The sequence below is a fragment of the Tenacibaculum sp. DPLXC6 genome (assembly GCF_056815515.1).
On sequence record NZ_CP141806.1, the window covers coordinates 1,775,168 to 1,792,811 of the forward strand.

17 protein-coding genes are annotated in these 17,644 nt (G+C 31.9%); 7 read left to right on the forward strand and 10 right to left on the reverse strand.

All coding sequences use genetic code 11. From position 1 onward, the window contains the following. Positions 1-142: 142 nt before the first annotated feature. Positions 143-1,627, forward strand: coding sequence for a Na+/H+ antiporter NhaC (gene nhaC / locus VCM48_RS08020; protein WP_482270168.1), 1,485 nt, complete (start codon positions 143-145; stop codon positions 1,625-1,627). Between the two features lie 36 nt (positions 1,628-1,663). Then, positions 1,664-2,122, forward strand: a complete 459-nt coding sequence (locus tag VCM48_RS08025; protein ID WP_482270169.1) for a GNAT family N-acetyltransferase — start codon at positions 1,664-1,666, stop codon at positions 2,120-2,122. Here VCM48_RS08025 and VCM48_RS08030 read toward each other — a convergent pair. Next, complete coding sequence (locus VCM48_RS08030; RefSeq protein WP_274639493.1) at positions 2,099-2,335, reverse strand: hypothetical protein; 237 nt, start codon at positions 2,333-2,335, stop codon at positions 2,099-2,101. The genes VCM48_RS08025 and VCM48_RS08030 overlap by 24 nt on opposite strands. A gap of 1 nt (position 2,336) precedes the next feature. Further along, positions 2,337-4,286: a putative porin gene (locus VCM48_RS08035; RefSeq protein ID WP_482270170.1), complete on the reverse strand. Its 1,950-nt coding sequence runs from the start codon at positions 4,284-4,286 to the stop codon at positions 2,337-2,339. A 70-nt stretch (positions 4,287-4,356) separates the two neighbouring features. Between VCM48_RS08035 and VCM48_RS08040 the strand changes: the two genes are divergently transcribed. Next, positions 4,357-4,956, forward strand: coding sequence for a ribonuclease HII (locus VCM48_RS08040; protein WP_482270171.1), 600 nt, complete (start codon positions 4,357-4,359; stop codon positions 4,954-4,956). Between the two features lie 33 nt (positions 4,957-4,989). After that, on the forward strand, positions 4,990-6,045 hold the full coding sequence (locus VCM48_RS08045) for a nucleoid-associated protein (RefSeq protein WP_482270172.1): 1,056 nt from the start codon (positions 4,990-4,992) through the stop codon (positions 6,043-6,045). 28 nt (positions 6,046-6,073) lie between these two features. On the opposite strand, the gene VCM48_RS08050 is transcribed toward VCM48_RS08045, so the two are convergent. Beyond that, complete coding sequence (locus tag VCM48_RS08050) at positions 6,074-6,655, reverse strand: outer membrane protein (protein WP_482270173.1); 582 nt, start codon at positions 6,653-6,655, stop codon at positions 6,074-6,076. Between the two features lie 2 nt (positions 6,656-6,657). Further along, positions 6,658-7,248: a PhnA domain-containing protein gene (locus tag VCM48_RS08055; protein WP_124590441.1), complete on the reverse strand. Its 591-nt coding sequence runs from the start codon at positions 7,246-7,248 to the stop codon at positions 6,658-6,660. Between the two features lie 51 nt (positions 7,249-7,299). On the opposite strand from VCM48_RS08055, the gene VCM48_RS08060 reads away from it, so the two are divergent. Beyond that, the gene (locus tag VCM48_RS08060) at positions 7,300-7,803 is read left to right on the forward strand and encodes a GNAT family N-acetyltransferase (RefSeq protein ID WP_274639488.1); all 504 of its coding nucleotides are present in this window, start codon (positions 7,300-7,302) and stop codon (positions 7,801-7,803) included. On the opposite strand, the gene rimM is transcribed toward VCM48_RS08060, so the two are convergent. The 3 genes from rimM to VCM48_RS08075 all read right to left on the reverse strand — a co-directional run bounded on the left by rimM (position 7,800) and on the right by VCM48_RS08075 (position 9,211). Next, entirely contained in the window at positions 7,800-8,327 is a 528-nt protein-coding gene (gene rimM, locus VCM48_RS08065; RefSeq protein WP_274639715.1) for a ribosome maturation factor RimM, read from the reverse strand. The two genes, VCM48_RS08060 and rimM, sit on opposite strands and share 4 nt — an antisense overlap. A gap of 16 nt (positions 8,328-8,343) precedes the next feature. Further along, complete coding sequence (locus VCM48_RS08070; protein WP_482270174.1) at positions 8,344-8,847, reverse strand: 30S ribosomal protein S16; 504 nt, start codon at positions 8,845-8,847, stop codon at positions 8,344-8,346. Between the two features lie 172 nt (positions 8,848-9,019). After that, positions 9,020-9,211, reverse strand: a complete 192-nt coding sequence (locus VCM48_RS08075; RefSeq protein ID WP_028891302.1) for a cold-shock protein — start codon at positions 9,209-9,211, stop codon at positions 9,020-9,022. Positions 9,212-9,452: 241 nt separating this feature from the next. Here VCM48_RS08075 and dnaE point away from each other — a divergent pair, with 241 nt between their 5' ends. Both dnaE and VCM48_RS08085 read left to right on the forward strand, forming a co-directional pair. Beyond that, positions 9,453-13,826 (forward strand): DNA polymerase III subunit alpha, encoded by a 4,374-nt coding sequence (gene dnaE, locus VCM48_RS08080; RefSeq protein ID WP_482270175.1) that lies wholly within the window; start codon positions 9,453-9,455, stop codon positions 13,824-13,826. Between the two features lies 1 nt (position 13,827). Then, entirely contained in the window at positions 13,828-14,184 is a 357-nt protein-coding gene (locus tag VCM48_RS08085; RefSeq protein ID WP_482270176.1) for a hypothetical protein, read from the forward strand. 5 nt (positions 14,185-14,189) lie between these two features. Here the strand turns inward: VCM48_RS08085 and VCM48_RS08090 are convergent, their stop codons facing one another. From VCM48_RS08090 to VCM48_RS08100, 3 genes are read right to left on the reverse strand one after another with little or no spacing between them, the layout of a single operon-like run. Next, the gene (locus VCM48_RS08090) at positions 14,190-15,011 is read right to left on the reverse strand and encodes a hypothetical protein (protein ID WP_482270177.1); all 822 of its coding nucleotides are present in this window, start codon (positions 15,009-15,011) and stop codon (positions 14,190-14,192) included. 11 nt (positions 15,012-15,022) lie between these two features. Continuing rightward, complete coding sequence (locus VCM48_RS08095) at positions 15,023-16,375, reverse strand: ATP-binding protein (RefSeq protein WP_482270178.1); 1,353 nt, start codon at positions 16,373-16,375, stop codon at positions 15,023-15,025. Between the two features lie 26 nt (positions 16,376-16,401). Then, a complete protein-coding gene (locus VCM48_RS08100) occupies positions 16,402-17,628 on the reverse strand; it encodes a hypothetical protein (protein WP_482270179.1) in 1,227 nt (408 codons plus the stop codon). Positions 17,629-17,644: the final 16 nt, after the last annotated feature.

A 17,644-nucleotide genomic window follows, 5' to 3' on the forward strand; every position in this document is an offset into this window, starting at 1 on the left:
TATCCTATCTTTTACTTTTTAGAAATGACATTTTTGCTTTTCAAGCGCTTCTATTCAATTTTTTCTAAAGAATGCAGCAAACTAATTCGATTTGTGTAATTCTCAACAAAGTCGTAACATTACAAGCCGAAAAAAACCACACATGCAAGACGACAAAAACCTATCTGAAATTGAAATAGAAAATCAAAAAATAATTCAAAATAAAGAATTAAGCATATGGGAAGCTTTGATTCCTGTTTTCGCTCTAATTGGTATGCTTGCATATAATGTATTCGTATTTGGAGACGACGCTTTAAGTGGAAGCAATCAATTTATTTTATTATTAGGAGGAGCTGTTGCAGCTATTGTAGGTTTTAAAAATAAAGTATCCTATGAAAGAATGATTGAAGAGGTAGCCGAAAACATTAAGTCTACCGCTGGTGCTATTTTAATACTTTTAATGGTAGGATCTTTAGCAGGAACTTGGCTTATAAGCGGTATTATACCTTCAATGATTTATTATGGTTTGCAAATCTTAAACCCTACCATATTTTTAGTTGCTTGCTTAATAATTTGCGCTGTAATTTCAATCGCCACTGGTAGTTCTTGGACCACTGCAGCAACTGTTGGTATTGCCTTAATAGGAATTGGTGAAGCATTAGGTATTTCTTTAGGAATGACAGCTGGTGCAGTTTTATCAGGAGCATACTTTGGAGATAAAATGTCTCCAATGTCTGACACCACAAACTTAGCTCCTGCTATGGCTGGTACAGATTTATTTACACATATAAGATACATGGCTTATACTACAGTACCTACTTTTGTTGTAACTATTATATTTTTCATTATTCTTGGTTTTACACAAACAACTACTGGTGAAGCTAACACACAATTAATGTTAAACGATATTAACAAAGCATTTAACATTACTCCTTGGTTATTTGCAGTTCCTATACTTGTAATTATACTTATCATAAAAAAAACACCTCCTTTAATAGCTCTATTGGCAGGGACCATTTTAGGTGGTGCTTTTGCTTTAATCTTTCAACCTCATGTAGTAGCTCAAATTGCAGGAGTCGAAAGATTAAATTTTGAATCTGCTTATAAAGGGATAATGCAAGCGATAACTGTTGAAACTTCAGTAGCTACAGATAATGAAGTATTAAAAGATTTATTCACCGCTGGAGGAATGAAAAAAATGCTTGGAACAGTTTGGTTAATTTTATTGGCAATGGTTTTTGGTGGAGTAATGGATGCTATAGGAGCTTTAGCTAAGATTAGTAGCTTTATGTTAAGCTTATTTGATTCAGTTTTCGGGTTATTTGCTAGTACAGTTGCAACTTGTATTGGTTTAAACTTTACTGCTTCTGATCAATACTTAGCAATTGTAGTACCAGGGAAAATGTACGCGCAAGCTTATAGAGACAAAGGTTTAGCTCCTGAAAACTTAAGTAGAACTTTAGAGGACTCAGGTACTGTTACTTCTGTTTTAATCCCTTGGAATACTTGCGGAGCTTATCATTCAGGAGTTTTAGGTGTTCCTGTAATAGATTACGCTTTTTATGCTATGTTTAACTGGTTAAGCCCGTTTACTACATTACTTTTTGCTGCATTTAGAATTAAAATAAAACAACTAGCTTCTAAATAATAACATTTATACCTCACTATTTGTGAGGTTCTTTTTATGATTGTAAAGGCTCAAATACAAGACGCTAACTTATTAACTGAAATTGCTATAAGTTCAAAAGCATACTGGGGGTACTCCAAAGAACAAATGGAACTTTGGAAAGACGACCTAACAGTCACCCCTAAAACTTTTGCCGATTGTAATATTTATAAATTTCAAGTTAACGATATTACAGCTGGTTTTTACGTTTTATATAGAGCTAATATTAGAACAAGTTTTTTAGATTTTTTATTTGTTACTCCTAAGTTTATAAACCAAGGTATAGGTTCTAAACTACTAGAACATGCAAAAAAATCTTGTATAAGTGGTTCTTGCGCTGTTTTAAATGTTTTATCAGATCCAAATTCAGATACTTTTTATTTAAAACATGGTTTTGAAGTAATTGGTAAACGAGAGAGTAGTATTAAAGGACGTTTTTTATCTGAAATGGAACTATATTTTCCTGAAAACATGTAAAAAAATTGATACAATTAAAAGTATCCAAGGAGTTCCGTGCAAAAACACATCAAACCAATCCATAAATTGCATAGCATGTTCTCCTGAAAAAGCATTTCCTCCTGCTATCCATTTTAGTTTACCTACAATATGTGGTGGTCTAAAAGGTGCCAAACCTAAAGTTAAACTTGCTATTAAAAACAACTTCCAGTTTTGTCGTAATTTCTCTTTCATATTATATAAACCAGTTCCACACTACCCCAAAACGAATTACAAAATCTCTATACGGATAGTTCGGTGCTGAAAAATAATTCTTTTTAAGCACAAAAGAACTAATGTTATCTGCTTTAAAGTAAATTCGAGTTCTACGAACCCTTGCATTAAAAAACAAATCAACTGTTGGGTATCCTATTTCCGTATCGTTTTGTAAAGTAAACTCAGCTAACAAAGGGTTATACGCATTCGCTTTATATTCTGAAAAATACTTAAATGTAGCTCCTATTTGTACTAACAAAGGTTTTCCTTTAAACCATTCATCTGTATAATAAAGTGTGTTACGAGTAACAAATTCTGGAACTCTAAACACACTATTTCCACTTGCTACTTTTTGATACATTATAGTGTTATCTAAAGCAAACTTTCCGAAAGTAAACTCTTTAGAGGCTTTTGCTTTTAAATAATTAACATCTCCAGAAAATTGTTCCGGTTTGCTCTCTTTATTAAAATATGTATAATTACTAATATTCGTAATATCTAGCGAGACATTTCCCCATTTAGACTCAATAACTCCTCCCAATGTACGTGTTCCTATTTGAGAAAAATCATTCTCCCAATTATAATCATCATAACTACTTTGATGCAATAAAAAATTAAAGTTGGGCGATTTGTTACTTATTCCTACCCTACCTTTTACAGTAAGTACACTATCTTTCTTATAAAAAGCTTCTCCAGATAGACTATTTCCAGATAAACGTCCACTTCCTGGTGTAAGACTTCCAGAAGCATTTACATGGAAGTTTCCAATTCTTCCATTCCAATCAGCTCCAAAAGAAATTGCATCTCCCTTCAGCTTATTCTTTGTAATTCCAACCGTATTATTCTGTAAATTTTCATATCCATATGTATAATTTGATAATTCCGTTTTTACACGAAATTTACCTAATACATATTTTGAGTTAAAATCTATAAAGAACTGATTGTTGTATAACAAATAAATAGTCTTGTTATTTATGTTGCTTGAAATGTTTGCACTTCCAAACATACCTGAAGCTGTACCTTCATTAAATCGATAAAACTTAGAATCTCTAGTAAATGAATGCCCCAATTTTAAATTAGAAAAATCTTTTTGACTCACACTATCTTTTGAAGATAATAATTTAAAAGTATGTTCAAAATACAATCTTTTAGCATCTAAAGTACTTTCGGCACTATTCAAATTCACATCCATCCTACCTCTATTTCCGCTAAAGTTAGGATCATCTGCTAAAAATGCCTCTAAAGAAGTTTCTGTCAACCCTCCACTTTCTTGATTAAAAAAATCTTGATTTACAGCATGTCCTCTAATTGCATATTGCCCTTTAGGAGTTTCATAACTAAAACTTACTCTAAAATTACCCGTACTTGACAAGGAGCGTCTATAAGTACCTAATGAACGGAGCCCTTTATATGCTATTGCTAGGTTAAATCGTTTGGAAAAGTTTGTTGTAAAAAGCGCATCTAGTACTTGTCCTTGCTCCAAACCAGTTCGGTACATAATTTCTGTTGTTGGTGTGGGTACATGATAATAATTAACATCTTCAATATCAAAACAATTGAACATTTTTGCTCTAAAACCTATATCTGGAAATTGTGAAATATTAGTAAAATCGTATCCTAAGTTATTAAACGTTTGTCCTTGATTATGGAAAGCCAATAACTCAAAATTATCCTTTCTTAAAAAGTTAAACTTATACTCTTTTTGAATTGTTAATGTGGTATCTACTATTGTAGTATCATTTTTATGCGAAATAATTTTATAATCGGTATACTTAGTTTTTCCACTAAGCTTTACATTAATTTCATTATCAGGTAACGAGTCAACTCCCCTTCTTGGAATTTTACCAAAACCTCCATCAACTGTTCTTATTTGGGCAAAAATTACCTGAACACTTATCAAACAAAAAAATACTAAGAATTTTTTCTTCATAGCAACAAAAGTAAAATAATTTAACGACAAAAATCACGATTAATTTCTTTGAAATCTGTTAATTTGTAGCATGTTGCAATTAAATTATAGCGGTTGTAAATTGGAAGCGGGAACAGATGAGGCTGGTAGAGGCTGTTTATCAGGACCTGTTGTAGCTGCTGCGGTTATTTTACCTCATGATTTTCAACATGAACTATTAAACGACTCTAAGCAAATTTCAGAAAAAAAACGTCAAAAGCTTAGACCTTATATTGAAGAGCATGCACTTGCATTTGGGGTCTCTTTCATCCATCAAGAAGAAGTTGATGAGCTTAATGTTTTACAAGCTTCTATAACCGGAATGCATCGTTCAATAGAACAATTATCTATTAAACCTGAATTTATTATTGTTGATGGAAACAAGTTTAACCCTTTTGAAAAAACACCTCATCAAACCATTGTAAAAGGCGATGCTAAATTTATGAGTATAGCAGCTGCATCTGTACTTGCTAAAACCTATCGCGATGAGTATATGGAGAAAATTCATCAAGAATTTCCTCAATATAATTGGCAAAAAAACAAAGGATATCCTACTAAAGAACACCGCGAAGCTATTCGTCAATTTGGCGCAACTCCTTACCACCGAAAATCATTTAAATTGTTACCTGAACAATTAAAATTGAAACTTTAATTTTTCTATTTTTGTCTTCCAATTTTTTAGAAGATGATTAAAAGAACTCGTACCGAAATTAATAAGTGTATTATTCACAAAGTAGCTAACAAATATAATAGCGGACAAAATGCTTTTTCAGAAAGTTTAGTTCGTTTTGATGAAGAAAGCTATGAATTATTACTTCCTTTTTTATTAAAACCTTTCGGGACTGTTACGCAAAGTTACCGTTTTAGTCATCATGCGGATGTACGCCTAAACGAAATCAATAAATATTGTTCTGATATTTTTGAAGATGATAGTAATGAGGTTTTTATTGAACATTCTAAAAACATTGTTAACCACCTTTACGAACAATCAAATTCAGCAAATATTAAAACTGGTGATGTAATTGTTGCCTATTTTGAAGGTATTGAGTATAAAGATGTTTTAACTGAAGCTGTTGGGGTTTTTAAAATTGAAAGTAAAGTAGATTTCTTTCAGACCTATTTAGATGATGATAGTTTTGATGTAGTAGTTCAAAAAGGAATTTCAACAAAAAGATTGGATAAGGGTTGTTTAATTTTAAACTCTACCGATGCTGAAGGAACTGTGGTTTTATCAGTAGACAATAATCAATACGATGCGCAATACTGGATAAAAAATTTTTTAAGTGTAAAGTATGCTGATGATCGTAATTTACACACTCAAAACTACCTAGAAATGTGTAAAGAGTTTTCTGAAGAAGTTTTAAAACCTGAATTAGGAAAACAAGAGCAAAGTAACTTCTTAGCTAACACTGTTGATTATTTTAAAGAACATGAAAGCGTAGACTATCACGGTTTCAAAGATGAAGTTTTTGAAGAAGACAAGCATAAAGATCTTTTTGAAGATTATAAACAACACTTTGAGAAGTTGAACGATGTATTAATTCGTAATAACTTTGAAGTATCTGATGTTGTTTTAAAGAAGGAAAAAAGTAAGTTTAAAACAGAAATTAAATTAGACACCAATATTCAAATTAAAATTGATGTTGATGCTCCTGATGCTTCTGCTGAATACTTAGAACAAGGGTATGATGAAAATAAGAAAATGAAGTTTTATAAAGTGTATTATAATACAGAGAAATAAAAAAGCTGAGTTTAATTCAGCTTTTTTATTAAAATCTTATTCCTGCTCCCATTTTTAGGAGGTTTACATTTGTATTGTAATCTATATCTGGTGAATTTCCAGAATTTAATTTGGAAAAATCATATTGAACTTGTAAAAAAACTCTTGGCAAAATATCATAACTAACACCTAAACCAGCATTTATTCCTCTCAAAGTATCAGAAAGTTTAGAAAAATCTACCGGGCCTGAATTATTAGTATTAGTTAGTTTCATTTTCATAAACGAGTATCCTATATTTACAAAAAGATGCAATTTTGTTAATTGACTCAAGTTTAATTCTGAGAAAATTTTAGGTTGTATAGCATATATTGTTCTCTCAAAATCTTGTGGATAATTACTCTTATCTATATCATCAACTAGAAGTCCACCATTTATACCTATACCTAAATTAACTATTTTAAAATCCTTTATCCTATATTTAAATCCAAAATCAACAACTCCTTCAGACCTACCCCCAATAAAATTATTATCTATTGTTAAAGGATAACTTACTTCTAAGCTAATTTTTTTATTCTGAGAGAATGAACCCATTCCACACAATAATAAAATTAATATAAGTTTATACTTCATAACTATTCCTTTTCTGCCATTTTCTTTACATAATCGGTAATAATCACAATAGTTTGTGCTCCTACTTTACCTTCAATATATTTAGCATTTTCAGGATCTAACGAAATTCTACGCACAGCAGTCCCTTGCTTTGCTACCATACTAGAACCCTTTACCTTTAAGTCTTTAATCAATACTACATTATCACCTGCCTGCAAAATAGCTCCGTTTACATCTCTATGAATTATTTTTTCACTTTCATCTAAATGTTCACCTGTAGCTTCTGCAAAACGTAATTCTTCATCTTCTAAATACATCATATCTAACAAATCTTGTGACCACCCATCTTTTTTAACACGGTGTAACATTCTCCAAGCCACAACTTTTACTGCTCTAAACTCACTCCACATACTATCATTTAAACAACGCCAGTGATTAGCATCTGTTTTATCAACATCTTCAATCTGCTCAATACAAGTAGCACAAGCCAATAAACTACCGTCAACTCCTCCTGTTGAAATTGGTGGCACTTCATAAATTGACAAATCGCTTTTTGATGCACATAATTCACATTGATTTCCGCTTCTATCTTGTAATTCTTGTAATAAACTCATTTTATTCTTTTTTTGCTTCGCAAAAGTACATTTTTAATTTATATTTAGGCTATGTTATTAGAAAGCGAACGATTAATTATTAAAGAAGCTCTAGTTAGTGATGCCCCTTTTTATTTTCAATTATTTAACGATCCAGACTGGATTCAATTTATAGGTGATAAAAACTTAAAATCTATTGAAGAAACTCGCGTTTACTTAAAAGATATTTTATTCAAAAACTCGAAATTAGGTGGTTTGGGATTTTTTACTGTAATTCTAAAGGAAACCAATAAACCTATTGGAGCCTCAACTGCGCTACAAAGAGACAGGTTAGATTTTATTGATATTGGGTACGCTTTTTTACCTGAAGGAAGAGGTAAAGGGTATGCTACAGAAGCCACAAAACTAATTATTGAATACGTCCGTACTAAATTCAAACAAGAGAAAGTATTAGCTTTAACTATGCCTAAAAATGAAAAATCTCAAAAACTATTAAAAAATCTAGGTTTTGAGTTTATTGGAATGCAGCAAGTTTTTGAAAATGGAGAAGATTGTGTATTTGAGTATGTGTTTTAACTCAAATACAAATCAATTAATCCTTCTGGGGTTTCAACTTCTATAGTTTTATTATCCCTATCTACTTTTTTAATAAAATCGTCAATCATAGGAATAAAAACTTCTTTTCCCTCTCTATCAATTTCAAATAAAGGTTGCGCAGAAGAGTCATTAATACTTACTATATTCCCTACCTCTCCAAAAGAAGTATCAACAACCTTAAAACCTATTACTTCATGATAATAGAATTTATCTCCTGATAATTTAGGAAGTAAATCTAATGGTAAATAGACTTCAGAACGTAAAATAGCTTCAGCATCTGCTTCAGTATCAACATCCTCAAATTTCACTCTAAACATAGTTCCTTTACTTAGGGAAGATTTTTCAATAAAAAAAGGAATCAGATTATTGCCTAAATCGACAAAAACTGATTCCAAATTTTCGTAAAGATCGGGTTCATCAGTATCTAACTTAATAATTACCTCCCCCTTAAAACTATGTTTTTTAACGATTTTGCCAAGATAAAAGCAATCTTCTTTTTGCATCATCGTAGTACAGTTTTTATTCTTCGCTATCAGCACCTGATTCAGCAGCAGCATCCTCGCTATCTTCTACAGCAGGAGTTGCAGCAGCTATACGCGCTTCGTTTACAGCTTTCTCAGCTTCTAAAGCTTTTGCTTTAGCTTCTGCTTCAGCTTTTGCTAAACCTTCTGTTTTACCAGCAACTTTAGCCGCTTTTTCTTCTAACCAAGCAGTAAATTTAGCTTCTGCTTGCTCTTCAGTTAAAGCACCTTTCTTTACTCCTCCAGCTAAGTGATTCTTTAATAAAGCTCCTTTATAAGATAAGATTGCTCTAGCAGTATCAGTTGGCTGAGCACCGTTTTGTAACCACTTTACAGCTCCGTCAACATCTAAATCGATAGTTGCTGGGTTAGTGTTAGGGTTGTAAGTTCCGATTTTTTCTAAGAAACGACCGTCTCTTTTAGCTCTTGAATCAGCAGCTACTACCCAATAAAATGGTTTTCCTTTTTTACCGTGTCTTTGTAATCTAATTTTTACAGGCATAATTTTAATTTTTAAGGTTCGCGACCTTGGTTATTAATAAATCTTACCATCTCGTGATAAGTGGCCGCAAAATTATAAAATATTTTTCAAATAACATCTAAAAAACATCCTTTATTAAAATAAAAAAGAGCCTGTTAAACAGGCTCTTAAGAAAAATAAATTGTGAGGTATATTATAATACTCTAACGCTAACTGCGTTTAATCCTTTTTTTCCTTCTTTAAGTTCAAACTCAACAGTATCACCTTCTCTAATCTCATCGATTAAACCTGATACGTGTACAAAATGTTCTGTGTTTGATCCTGACTCTGTAATAAATCCAAAACCTTTAGATTCATTGAAGAACTTTACTGTTCCTTCTTTCATTGTAAAAAATATTATATTAAAGTACAAATGTAATCTTATTAATTGATTATCAATCACTTTTTTTCATTTTTATTTTAAAATTAACCTACACTTAACATCTCTTTACTGATTACAATCAGCTATTCAAGCCTTTACATTAAGTAAAAACACTCGTTAATAACTTCTCTTAATAACAATGTAAATTCTTCGTATTTTTACACTTTGTTTTCATCCAAAACACTTCAATAAGTAATTTTTGCCCATGTATTTAATTTTCGATACCGAAACTACTGGATTACCTAAAAGCTGGAATGCTCCAATAACCGATACCGATAACTGGCCTAGAGCCATACAAATTGCATGGCAATTACATGATGAATTAGGAAAATTAATTGAACATAACGACTTCTTAATACAACCTGACGGGTTCAATATTCCGTACGATGCAGAACGTATTCACGGAATTTCTACCGATTTAGCTATCGAACAAGGAATTCAGTTAAGTGAAGGGCTAGAACTATTCAACAACGCATTACAAAAAACGAAGTTTATTGTCGGTCAAAATGTTGGATTTGATGTCAATATTATGGGATGTGAGTTTCATCGTTTAGGTGTTGAAAACAATTTAACAGAATTACCTGTTTTGGATACTTGTACCGAGCATACGGCACAATTATGTCAAATTCCTGGTGGTCGTGGAGGTAAATTTAAACTTCCAACCCTTACCGAATTACACAACCACCTTTTCGGAACTGGTTTTGGAGAAGCACACAATGCAACCGCTGATGTGGAAGCTACCACTCGATGTTTCTTGGAGTTAATTCGTTTACGCCAATACACAGAAGAACAATTAGATGCTTCTTCAGATTATTTTCAGCGTTATACAGAAGCTAATCCAAATCCAATACAAGTAATTGGACTTAAACACTTAAACCTTAAAAAGGAAAGTGAAAAAATTCGCAAGAGAAAGTCTTCTGAAACTGATGAAGCGAATACAATTTCTACCGCTGAAGGATTAGCAGAACTTGAAGGCGTTAAATTTGCTCATTTACACAACCATACTCAATACTCAGTTTTACAATCTACCATTCAAATTGGTAATATTGTAAATGCTGCTGCCAAAGACAATATGTCTGCAGTTGCTATGACTGACACTGGTAACATGATGGCTGCTTTTCATTTCGTACAAGCAGTTATTGGACATAACAAAGCTGCTGAAGCAGCCAATAAAGAAGCTTTAGAAAAAGGAGAAGAACCTACTGAGAGTATTTTAAAGCCTATTGTAGGTTGTGAATTCAATGTTTGTGAAGACCACACCAATAAAAGTCAAAAAGACAATGGGTATCAAGTTGTGTTACTTGCTAAAAATAAAAAAGGATATCACAACCTAGCAAAAATGTCTTCCATTGCTTTTGTAGATGGCTTTTACTACGTTCCGAGAATTGATAAGAAAGTTATCGAACAATACAAAGAAGATGTTATTGTTTTAACAGGAAATTTATATGGTGAAGTTCCTAGTAAAATATTAAATGTTGGTGAAACTCAAGCTGAAGAAGCTCTACTTTGGTGGAAAGAACAATTCGGAGATGATTTGTATATCGAATTAATGCGTCACGGACAAGAAGACGAAAGAGTTGTTAACGAAACTCTCTTAGAATTTTCAAAAAAGCACGACGTTAAAATTGTCGCTACTAACAATACTTTTTACTTAGGCAAAGAAGATGCCAATGCTCATGATATTTTATTATGCGTAAAAGATGGTGAAAAGCAAGCAACCCCTAAAGGAAGAGGTAGGGGTTATCGCTATGGATTACCTAATGACGAATATTATTTTAAATCTACCGAAGAGATGAAAAAGCTCTTCGCTGATTTACCAGAAGCTATTATTAACATTCAAGAAATCGTAGATAAAATAGAACCTTTTGGGTTAGCTCGTGATGTACTATTACCTGCCTTTGATATTCCAGAAGAGTTTAGAGATGAAAAAGATCTAGAAGATGGTGGAAAAAGAGGTGAAAATAATTTCTTACGTCACTTAACTTATGAAGGTGCCAAAAAACGTTATGGAGAGATTACTGATAAAATTCGAGAACGTTTAGATTTTGAGCTTGATGTAATTGCCAAAACAGGATATCCAGGATATTTCTTGATTGTAGAAGACTTTATTAGAGAAGCCCGTAATATGGATGTATCAGTAGGTCCAGGGCGTGGTTCTGCAGCTGGTTCAGTAGTTGCTTATTGCTTATGGATTACTAATATTGATCCTATTCAATATGATTTACTTTTTGAGCGTTTCTTAAATCCTGAACGTGTATCGATGCCCGATATTGATATTGACTTTGATGATGAAGGTCGAAGTCGTGTAATGGATTACGTAATTGAAAAATATGGAGCTAATCAAGTAGCACAAATTATTACCTATGGTACCATGGCAGCTAAATCATCTGTCCGTGATACCGCTCGTGTACTTGACTTACCTTTATTTGAAGCAGATAGGATTGCTAAGTTAATTCCTGGAATGAAGTTAAAAAAGATCTTTTCTCTAGATGAGAAAGGATTAAAAGAAAAACTTCGTTCTGAAGAAATTGAAATGGTTAATGAGCTAAAAGCTATTGCCAATGGTAATGGACTTGAAGCTGAAACCATTAACAAAGCTCGAATTTTAGAAGGTTCTGTTCGTAATACTGGAATTCATGCCTGTGGAGTAATTATTACTCCTGATGATATTACCAAATTCGTACCCGTATCAGTTGCGAAAGATTCTGACATGTATGTTACCCAATTTGATAACTCAGTAGTAGAAAGTGCAGGGTTATTAAAAATGGATTTCTTGGGGTTAAAGACGTTAACCCTAATTAAGGATACGGTAAAAATTGTAAAAGCACGTCATGGTGTAGAGCTCGATCCTGAAAATTTCCCCATTGATGATGAAGAAACTTATGCACTGTTCCAACGTGGTGAAACCGTAGGGATATTCCAATACGAATCTCCCGGAATGCAAAAATACATGCGTGAGTTAAAACCTACGGTTTTTGCTGACTTAATTGCAATGAACGCCTTGTATCGTCCAGGTCCTTTAGAATATATTCCTTCTTTTATTAGAAGAAAACATGGTGATGAAGAAATTCAATATGACCTTCCTGCCATGGAAGAATACTTAGCCGAAACCTATGGAATTACAGTATATCAGGAGCAAGTAATGTTACTTTCGCAAAAGCTAGCTGATTTTACCAAAGGTGAAGCCGATGTACTTCGTAAAGCAATGGGTAAAAAGCAAGCTGCAGTGCTTGCTAAAATGAAACCTAAGTTTGTAAATCAAGCTAAGGATAATGGTCATGATGAAAAAGCACTAGAAAAGATTTGGAAAGACTGGGAAGCTTTCGCATCCTATGCCTTTAACAAATCTCACTCTACTTGCTATGCTTGGATTGCCTATCAAACTGCTTATTTAAAAGCCCACTACCCTGCCGAATACATGGCGGCAGTACTTTCTAACAACATGAACGATATTAAAACGGTTTCGTTTTTTATGGAAGAATGTAAACGAATGGGGTTAGAAGTATTAGGTCCAGATGTAAATGAATCGTATGCTAAATTCTCTGTAAATAAAGATGGCGCCGTTCGTTTTGGTATGGCGGCTATTAAAGGTGTAGGTGGTTCTGCTGTTAAGGCAATTATTGATGAACGTAAAGAAAATGGACATTTTTCTTCAATTTTTGATGTGGCGAAACGTGTTGATTTACGTGTTGCTAACAAAAAAGCTTTTGAAGGTTTAGTATTAGCTGGTGGATTTGATTCCTTTAACAATACTCACAGAGCTCAGTATTATGTAAAGGATGAGAAAGGGCAAACTTTTTTAGAAAAAGCTATCCGCTTTGGTAACAAGTTTCAAGAAAATCAGAATTCATCTCAGGTATCTTTATTTGGAGAAGCTTCGGATGTTGATTTACCTGAACCTTTAATTCCAGAATGTGAAACTTGGGGAACTATGGAATTGTTAGCTCGCGAAAAGGAAGTAGTAGGAATGTATATTTCTGCACATCCTCTTGATGATTTTAAAAACGAACTAAAGTTTTGCAACGCTTCACTTGCACATTTTAAAAACATTGCTCAATATGAAGGCTTGGGACTTTCTTTTGCTGGTATTGTCACTGATGTACAACATCGAGTTTCAAAAGCAGGTAAAGGGTGGGCCGCATTTACTATGGAAGACTATAATGATAGTTTTGAATTCCGAATTTTTGGTGAAGATTACTTAAAATTTAAACACTTTTTAGTTCCTAATTCATTCTTATTTATCAAAACTACTATCAAACCTGGCTGGACTAATAAAGAAGGTGTAAAAGGTGATCCTAGGGTTGGTTTTAATGAGTTTTTACTATTGCATGATATTATGGATAAAATGTGTAAGAAACTTACTATAAAAATTCCGTTAAAAGAAGTAAAAGATAATACTATAAAGGAGTTACAACACTTATTTGCCACCAACAAAGGCTCACAAAGTTTATATTTTACCATTTGGGATGCAGAAGAAAAAATAGAATTAAGCTTACCGAGTAGAACGACTAAGATTAAAGTATCTAGTGAATTTTTAAAGGCTTTAGACGAACAGTTTATTAATTACAAGTTGAATTAAAATGCTGCCTAGTTATCAAAATAGTATCGATCTATTAACAAATGTAGCCAATCAAAAGTTATATAAACAGCTCGTAGTTCAACTTAACAAAGATTTTAGTTTAACTGGAATTGATTTAACTTTTTCTGAAAATAACACTCCTTTAGAGTTAAAAGAAGAACTCCAGAAATCAATTAAAGAACTTGTTTTACATGACTTTAGTCCGTACACTAACCTTTTATATCGTATTGATGTTTCTGAAAAAGACTCACAAATTACTGAATCTAACGATATTGATAAGTATACCGAAAATGTTACATTCTTAATTCTAAAAAGAATCTGGAAAAAGGTCTGGTTTAAAAATCAGTTTTCCGAATAAAAACTTTAAGCTATTACTTCTTCAATAATAGTATTTAAGTTATGGCTCTCTTCAAAGTCTCCCAACCAATTTACTGTTTCTTCATGATCTAAAAAGCTATTTAATGCCTCTCGCACAGTGATTCTATTTTGTTGTGGTAAACCTTCAATTACTTCTGTTAAATTACTTAATAAGTGTTTTGGAGAAGTATTTTCTTCATATAGTTTAAATGCTATTTTACCTGTTATATCTAAAAACTTTATATAATTTGCTTTCGTTGTTATGGGGGTATTTATTCCTAATCTTTCAAAAACTTCTTTTACTACTCCTGAAGTTTGCCTTCCCCATATACCATCAACCAAAATTTCTTCTTTATAAATATGTTTTAAGACTAATTGTAAATACAATGTTTCCGATTTAGATGTTTCATTATAATCAACAGGAACACTTGTATCAACATGCCAATGATCTTTATGGTTTGGATAATAATAATTTAATACAATACCAAAGTGTTTTCTTAAAAAAGATTCCATTCCTAAATACAATTCTTTTTGATGAATAAAATTAGTTGTAACTAGGGTTTCATCACTCCAAAAAACAGCATCCAAATCAAATGCTTTCCCATGACCATGCTGTCCTGGTTTGTCTACAAAAATTCCTGCTGTTGTAATTACCTCAGGAACTCCTAAAGGACAATGTTCAAAAACTTCTTGAAGTGCTTTTTCTAAAATACTTAAAAAACCTTCATCAACTGAAAAATTACGCTGTTCTCCCCTAGTTCCATAAGGGTGATTTGTTAACCTAGCATAATGTAAGGGTATACTATTTATTTGATTGATTGTTTTCATTACTGCTCTTTTTAAAGTTTAATATTAATTGTTTTTCCTTCTTTTGTATACTCTCTTTTTACTCCTTCTAATAAGTATTGTCTTAAAATTTTATTCTCTTTACCCCCAATAGTCTTTAAACACGCATATTGAATTACATTCACGATGTTAGCTCCTGTAAGGTTGAATTTTTTCGCCAATTCTTCTACAGTAATTAATTCTTCAACCTCAACCTTATTAGGTAAGTTATTTTTCCATAAAGCTAACCTCTCATCATAGTTTGGTGTTTCAAATTCTATAATATTATTAAAGCGACGTGTAAATGCTGTATCAATATTATTCTTAAAATTAGACGCTAAAATTATAAGACCTGGATGTGCTTCTATACGTTGTAGTAAATATGACACCTCTTGGTTCGCATATTTATCGTGTGCATCACGAACGTTTGTTCGTTTTCCGAAAATAGAATCGGCTTCATCAAAAAATAAAATCCAATCTTTATTAATAGATTTATCAAAGAGCTTAGAAAGGTTTTTCTCTGTTTCTCCTATATATTTTGATACAACCATAGATAAATCTACTCGATACACATCCTTCCCTGTATACTTTCCTAGCAGGCCTGCTGTTAATGTCTTTCCTGTTCCTGGGAGCCCACAAAATAATACACGATATCCTGGTTTAATTTTTGAAGCCATACACCAGTCGTTCATTAATACTTCTTTATAGGCTAGCCAGTTTTCTATCTCTTTAACATCGTTTAATGTTTTTTCTTGTAGCACTAAATCTTCCCATTCTAGGTCTGTAGTAATTAAACTTGCTGGAAAATCTTGACTTAATTGCGGTTTTAATTCTTTACCTGTTAAAAATAAATGCACGTATTCTTGAGCAAGAATTATTTTTCCACTCATTTGTGGCTCTCCATAAGGCATTTTTTCTATTTCTATGATAGAGTTTTTGATTAGTTTACTCTCACATAGTATAAAGCTTATTAGTTTCTTTCGTTCTTCAATATCATTACCCGCCAAAATATATAAAACCGTCTCAACCGTTGGTATAATACCTCTATGATTTTTCCCTTTTACACCTCCAAACTCAGGAAGTTCTCCTCCATTGGGTAAGAAATCAGAAATAATGGTACTGAAAAAATTTGGTGAAATATTGGGTGTTATTGTCAAAAACAATACTACTTTGTCTACATAATTCAATTCATTCTCTCTAACAAAAGAAGCTAAACAAGAATTATTATTCTCAAAACTCAAATCTAGTTTTAAAAAATCATTTCCATGGAATTCCGAAGACAATCTAGCATAAATTAATTCTCTTAAAAAAGAAACGACTTCCTGCAAACCCGTTTTTGTATCTATGTTATTTACTAATGTGTCCATACTTGCAATAATTTATGTTACAAAACTTACATGCTTCCGATAAATTTTTTTATATCTATATCTGGAAAACAAATTTTCATATTTTTTAGCAAACTTTTTATCTCAGGGTTTTCTTTAGAATATTGATTGATAAAGAGGTTTTGCCATCCCGATATCCCCCCGCATTCATATAACTTATTTATAAATTGATTGAAAGTAAGATTGATTTTTATGGGCTCTAAGTCTTTTATAAAATAAAGTAGCACCTCATCATTTTCTATTTTAAATACAGTGTGTCCAGATTCTTCGAAAATGAAAGGATAAAAAGAACCATATTTTTTTTCGTGAGAATCATCTAAACCTAGGTAAGTTGCATAACTGTTTTTCCATTTTTTTAATTCTCCATGGTTTACACCTCCAAAAATTTTCTCAATTCCAATAACTTTAAAATTTGCGAAAGAGTTATCGAAATTCCAGTTTATCTCTAAACCATTAATGTTATATGCCCAATTTACGAATGAACTAGGAAGTTTATTTTGAATGCTCATTTCAGCTTTCCTAACCTCTACATTTGAGCATCCAAAATTTTCTTTTCTCTTTTTAATTTGAGAATTTTCTGGTAAATTTAATTTTATTGATTTTCTTTTAGAAAAAGTAAAATCCCTGTTAATAAATTTAGTGTGGAAGTGATCTAAAGATTTAACTTCTAATTTATCTACTATTATTTCCACAAAACCGTCGTAACTATATTTCTTAAAATGATTATACGTGTTTTCCGAAATATAATTTTGCCAGTGATATAAACCTCCTGACATAATACCAATTTCAAGATATTTTATAATAGAGATTCCTAATTCAATTTCACTGTGATATATATCTACTCTGATAAGAGTATATGCGTTTTCTTCTACCTTGATAAAAGTAACATAACCATTGATGGCATCTACATCAAGTGGGATGTATCCTTTTTTAATAAATATTGAAAATGATTTTAAATCTGTTTTAGAAGTATTTATAAAATATTTTTTTAATGACTCTAAATCTGGAATAAACATTCTTCCTGTGCACAATATATCTCGATCCGAAAACCATGTTATAAATAACCCGTTATATGCTAGATAAAACTGAACAAGTTCATCAGGTAAATTATATTCTTTAGATAATGCAATTACTTTTTTTTCTCCTAATGTCTCTCTCTTCTTTATATTAAATATAATTGCATTTTTTATGAATGTTTTTTCTAGTGTTTTTATTTTATCAATTAAATTTATCATCTATTAGTTTTAATAA

Coding starts and splice junctions, on each gene's coding strand:
- VCM48_RS08055 (WP_124590441.1), bottom strand. CDS start 7,248: ATGAGTTTATTACAAGAATTACAAGATAGAAGCGGAAATCAATGTGAA.
- nhaC (WP_482270168.1), top strand. CDS start 143: ATGCAAGACGACAAAAACCTATCTGAAATTGAAATAGAAAATCAAAAA.
- VCM48_RS08085 (WP_482270176.1), top strand. CDS start 13,828: ATGCTGCCTAGTTATCAAAATAGTATCGATCTATTAACAAATGTAGCC.
- dnaE (WP_482270175.1), top strand. CDS start 9,453: ATGTATTTAATTTTCGATACCGAAACTACTGGATTACCTAAAAGCTGG.
- VCM48_RS08030 (WP_274639493.1), bottom strand. CDS start 2,335: ATGAAAGAGAAATTACGACAAAACTGGAAGTTGTTTTTAATAGCAAGT.
- VCM48_RS08025 (WP_482270169.1), top strand. CDS start 1,664: ATGATTGTAAAGGCTCAAATACAAGACGCTAACTTATTAACTGAAATT.
- VCM48_RS08040 (WP_482270171.1), top strand. CDS start 4,357: ATGTTGCAATTAAATTATAGCGGTTGTAAATTGGAAGCGGGAACAGAT.
- VCM48_RS08100 (WP_482270179.1), bottom strand. CDS start 17,628: ATGATAAATTTAATTGATAAAATAAAAACACTAGAAAAAACATTCATA.
- VCM48_RS08090 (WP_482270177.1), bottom strand. CDS start 15,011: ATGAAAACAATCAATCAAATAAATAGTATACCCTTACATTATGCTAGG.
- VCM48_RS08045 (WP_482270172.1), top strand. CDS start 4,990: ATGATTAAAAGAACTCGTACCGAAATTAATAAGTGTATTATTCACAAA.
- VCM48_RS08075 (WP_028891302.1), bottom strand. CDS start 9,211: ATGAAAGAAGGAACAGTAAAGTTCTTCAATGAATCTAAAGGTTTTGGA.
- VCM48_RS08060 (WP_274639488.1), top strand. CDS start 7,300: ATGTTATTAGAAAGCGAACGATTAATTATTAAAGAAGCTCTAGTTAGT.
- VCM48_RS08050 (WP_482270173.1), bottom strand. CDS start 6,655: ATGAAGTATAAACTTATATTAATTTTATTATTGTGTGGAATGGGTTCA.
- VCM48_RS08095 (WP_482270178.1), bottom strand. CDS start 16,375: ATGGACACATTAGTAAATAACATAGATACAAAAACGGGTTTGCAGGAA.
- VCM48_RS08035 (WP_482270170.1), bottom strand. CDS start 4,286: ATGAAGAAAAAATTCTTAGTATTTTTTTGTTTGATAAGTGTTCAGGTA.
- VCM48_RS08070 (WP_482270174.1), bottom strand. CDS start 8,847: ATGCCTGTAAAAATTAGATTACAAAGACACGGTAAAAAAGGAAAACCA.
- rimM (WP_274639715.1), bottom strand. CDS start 8,327: ATGCAAAAAGAAGATTGCTTTTATCTTGGCAAAATCGTTAAAAAACAT.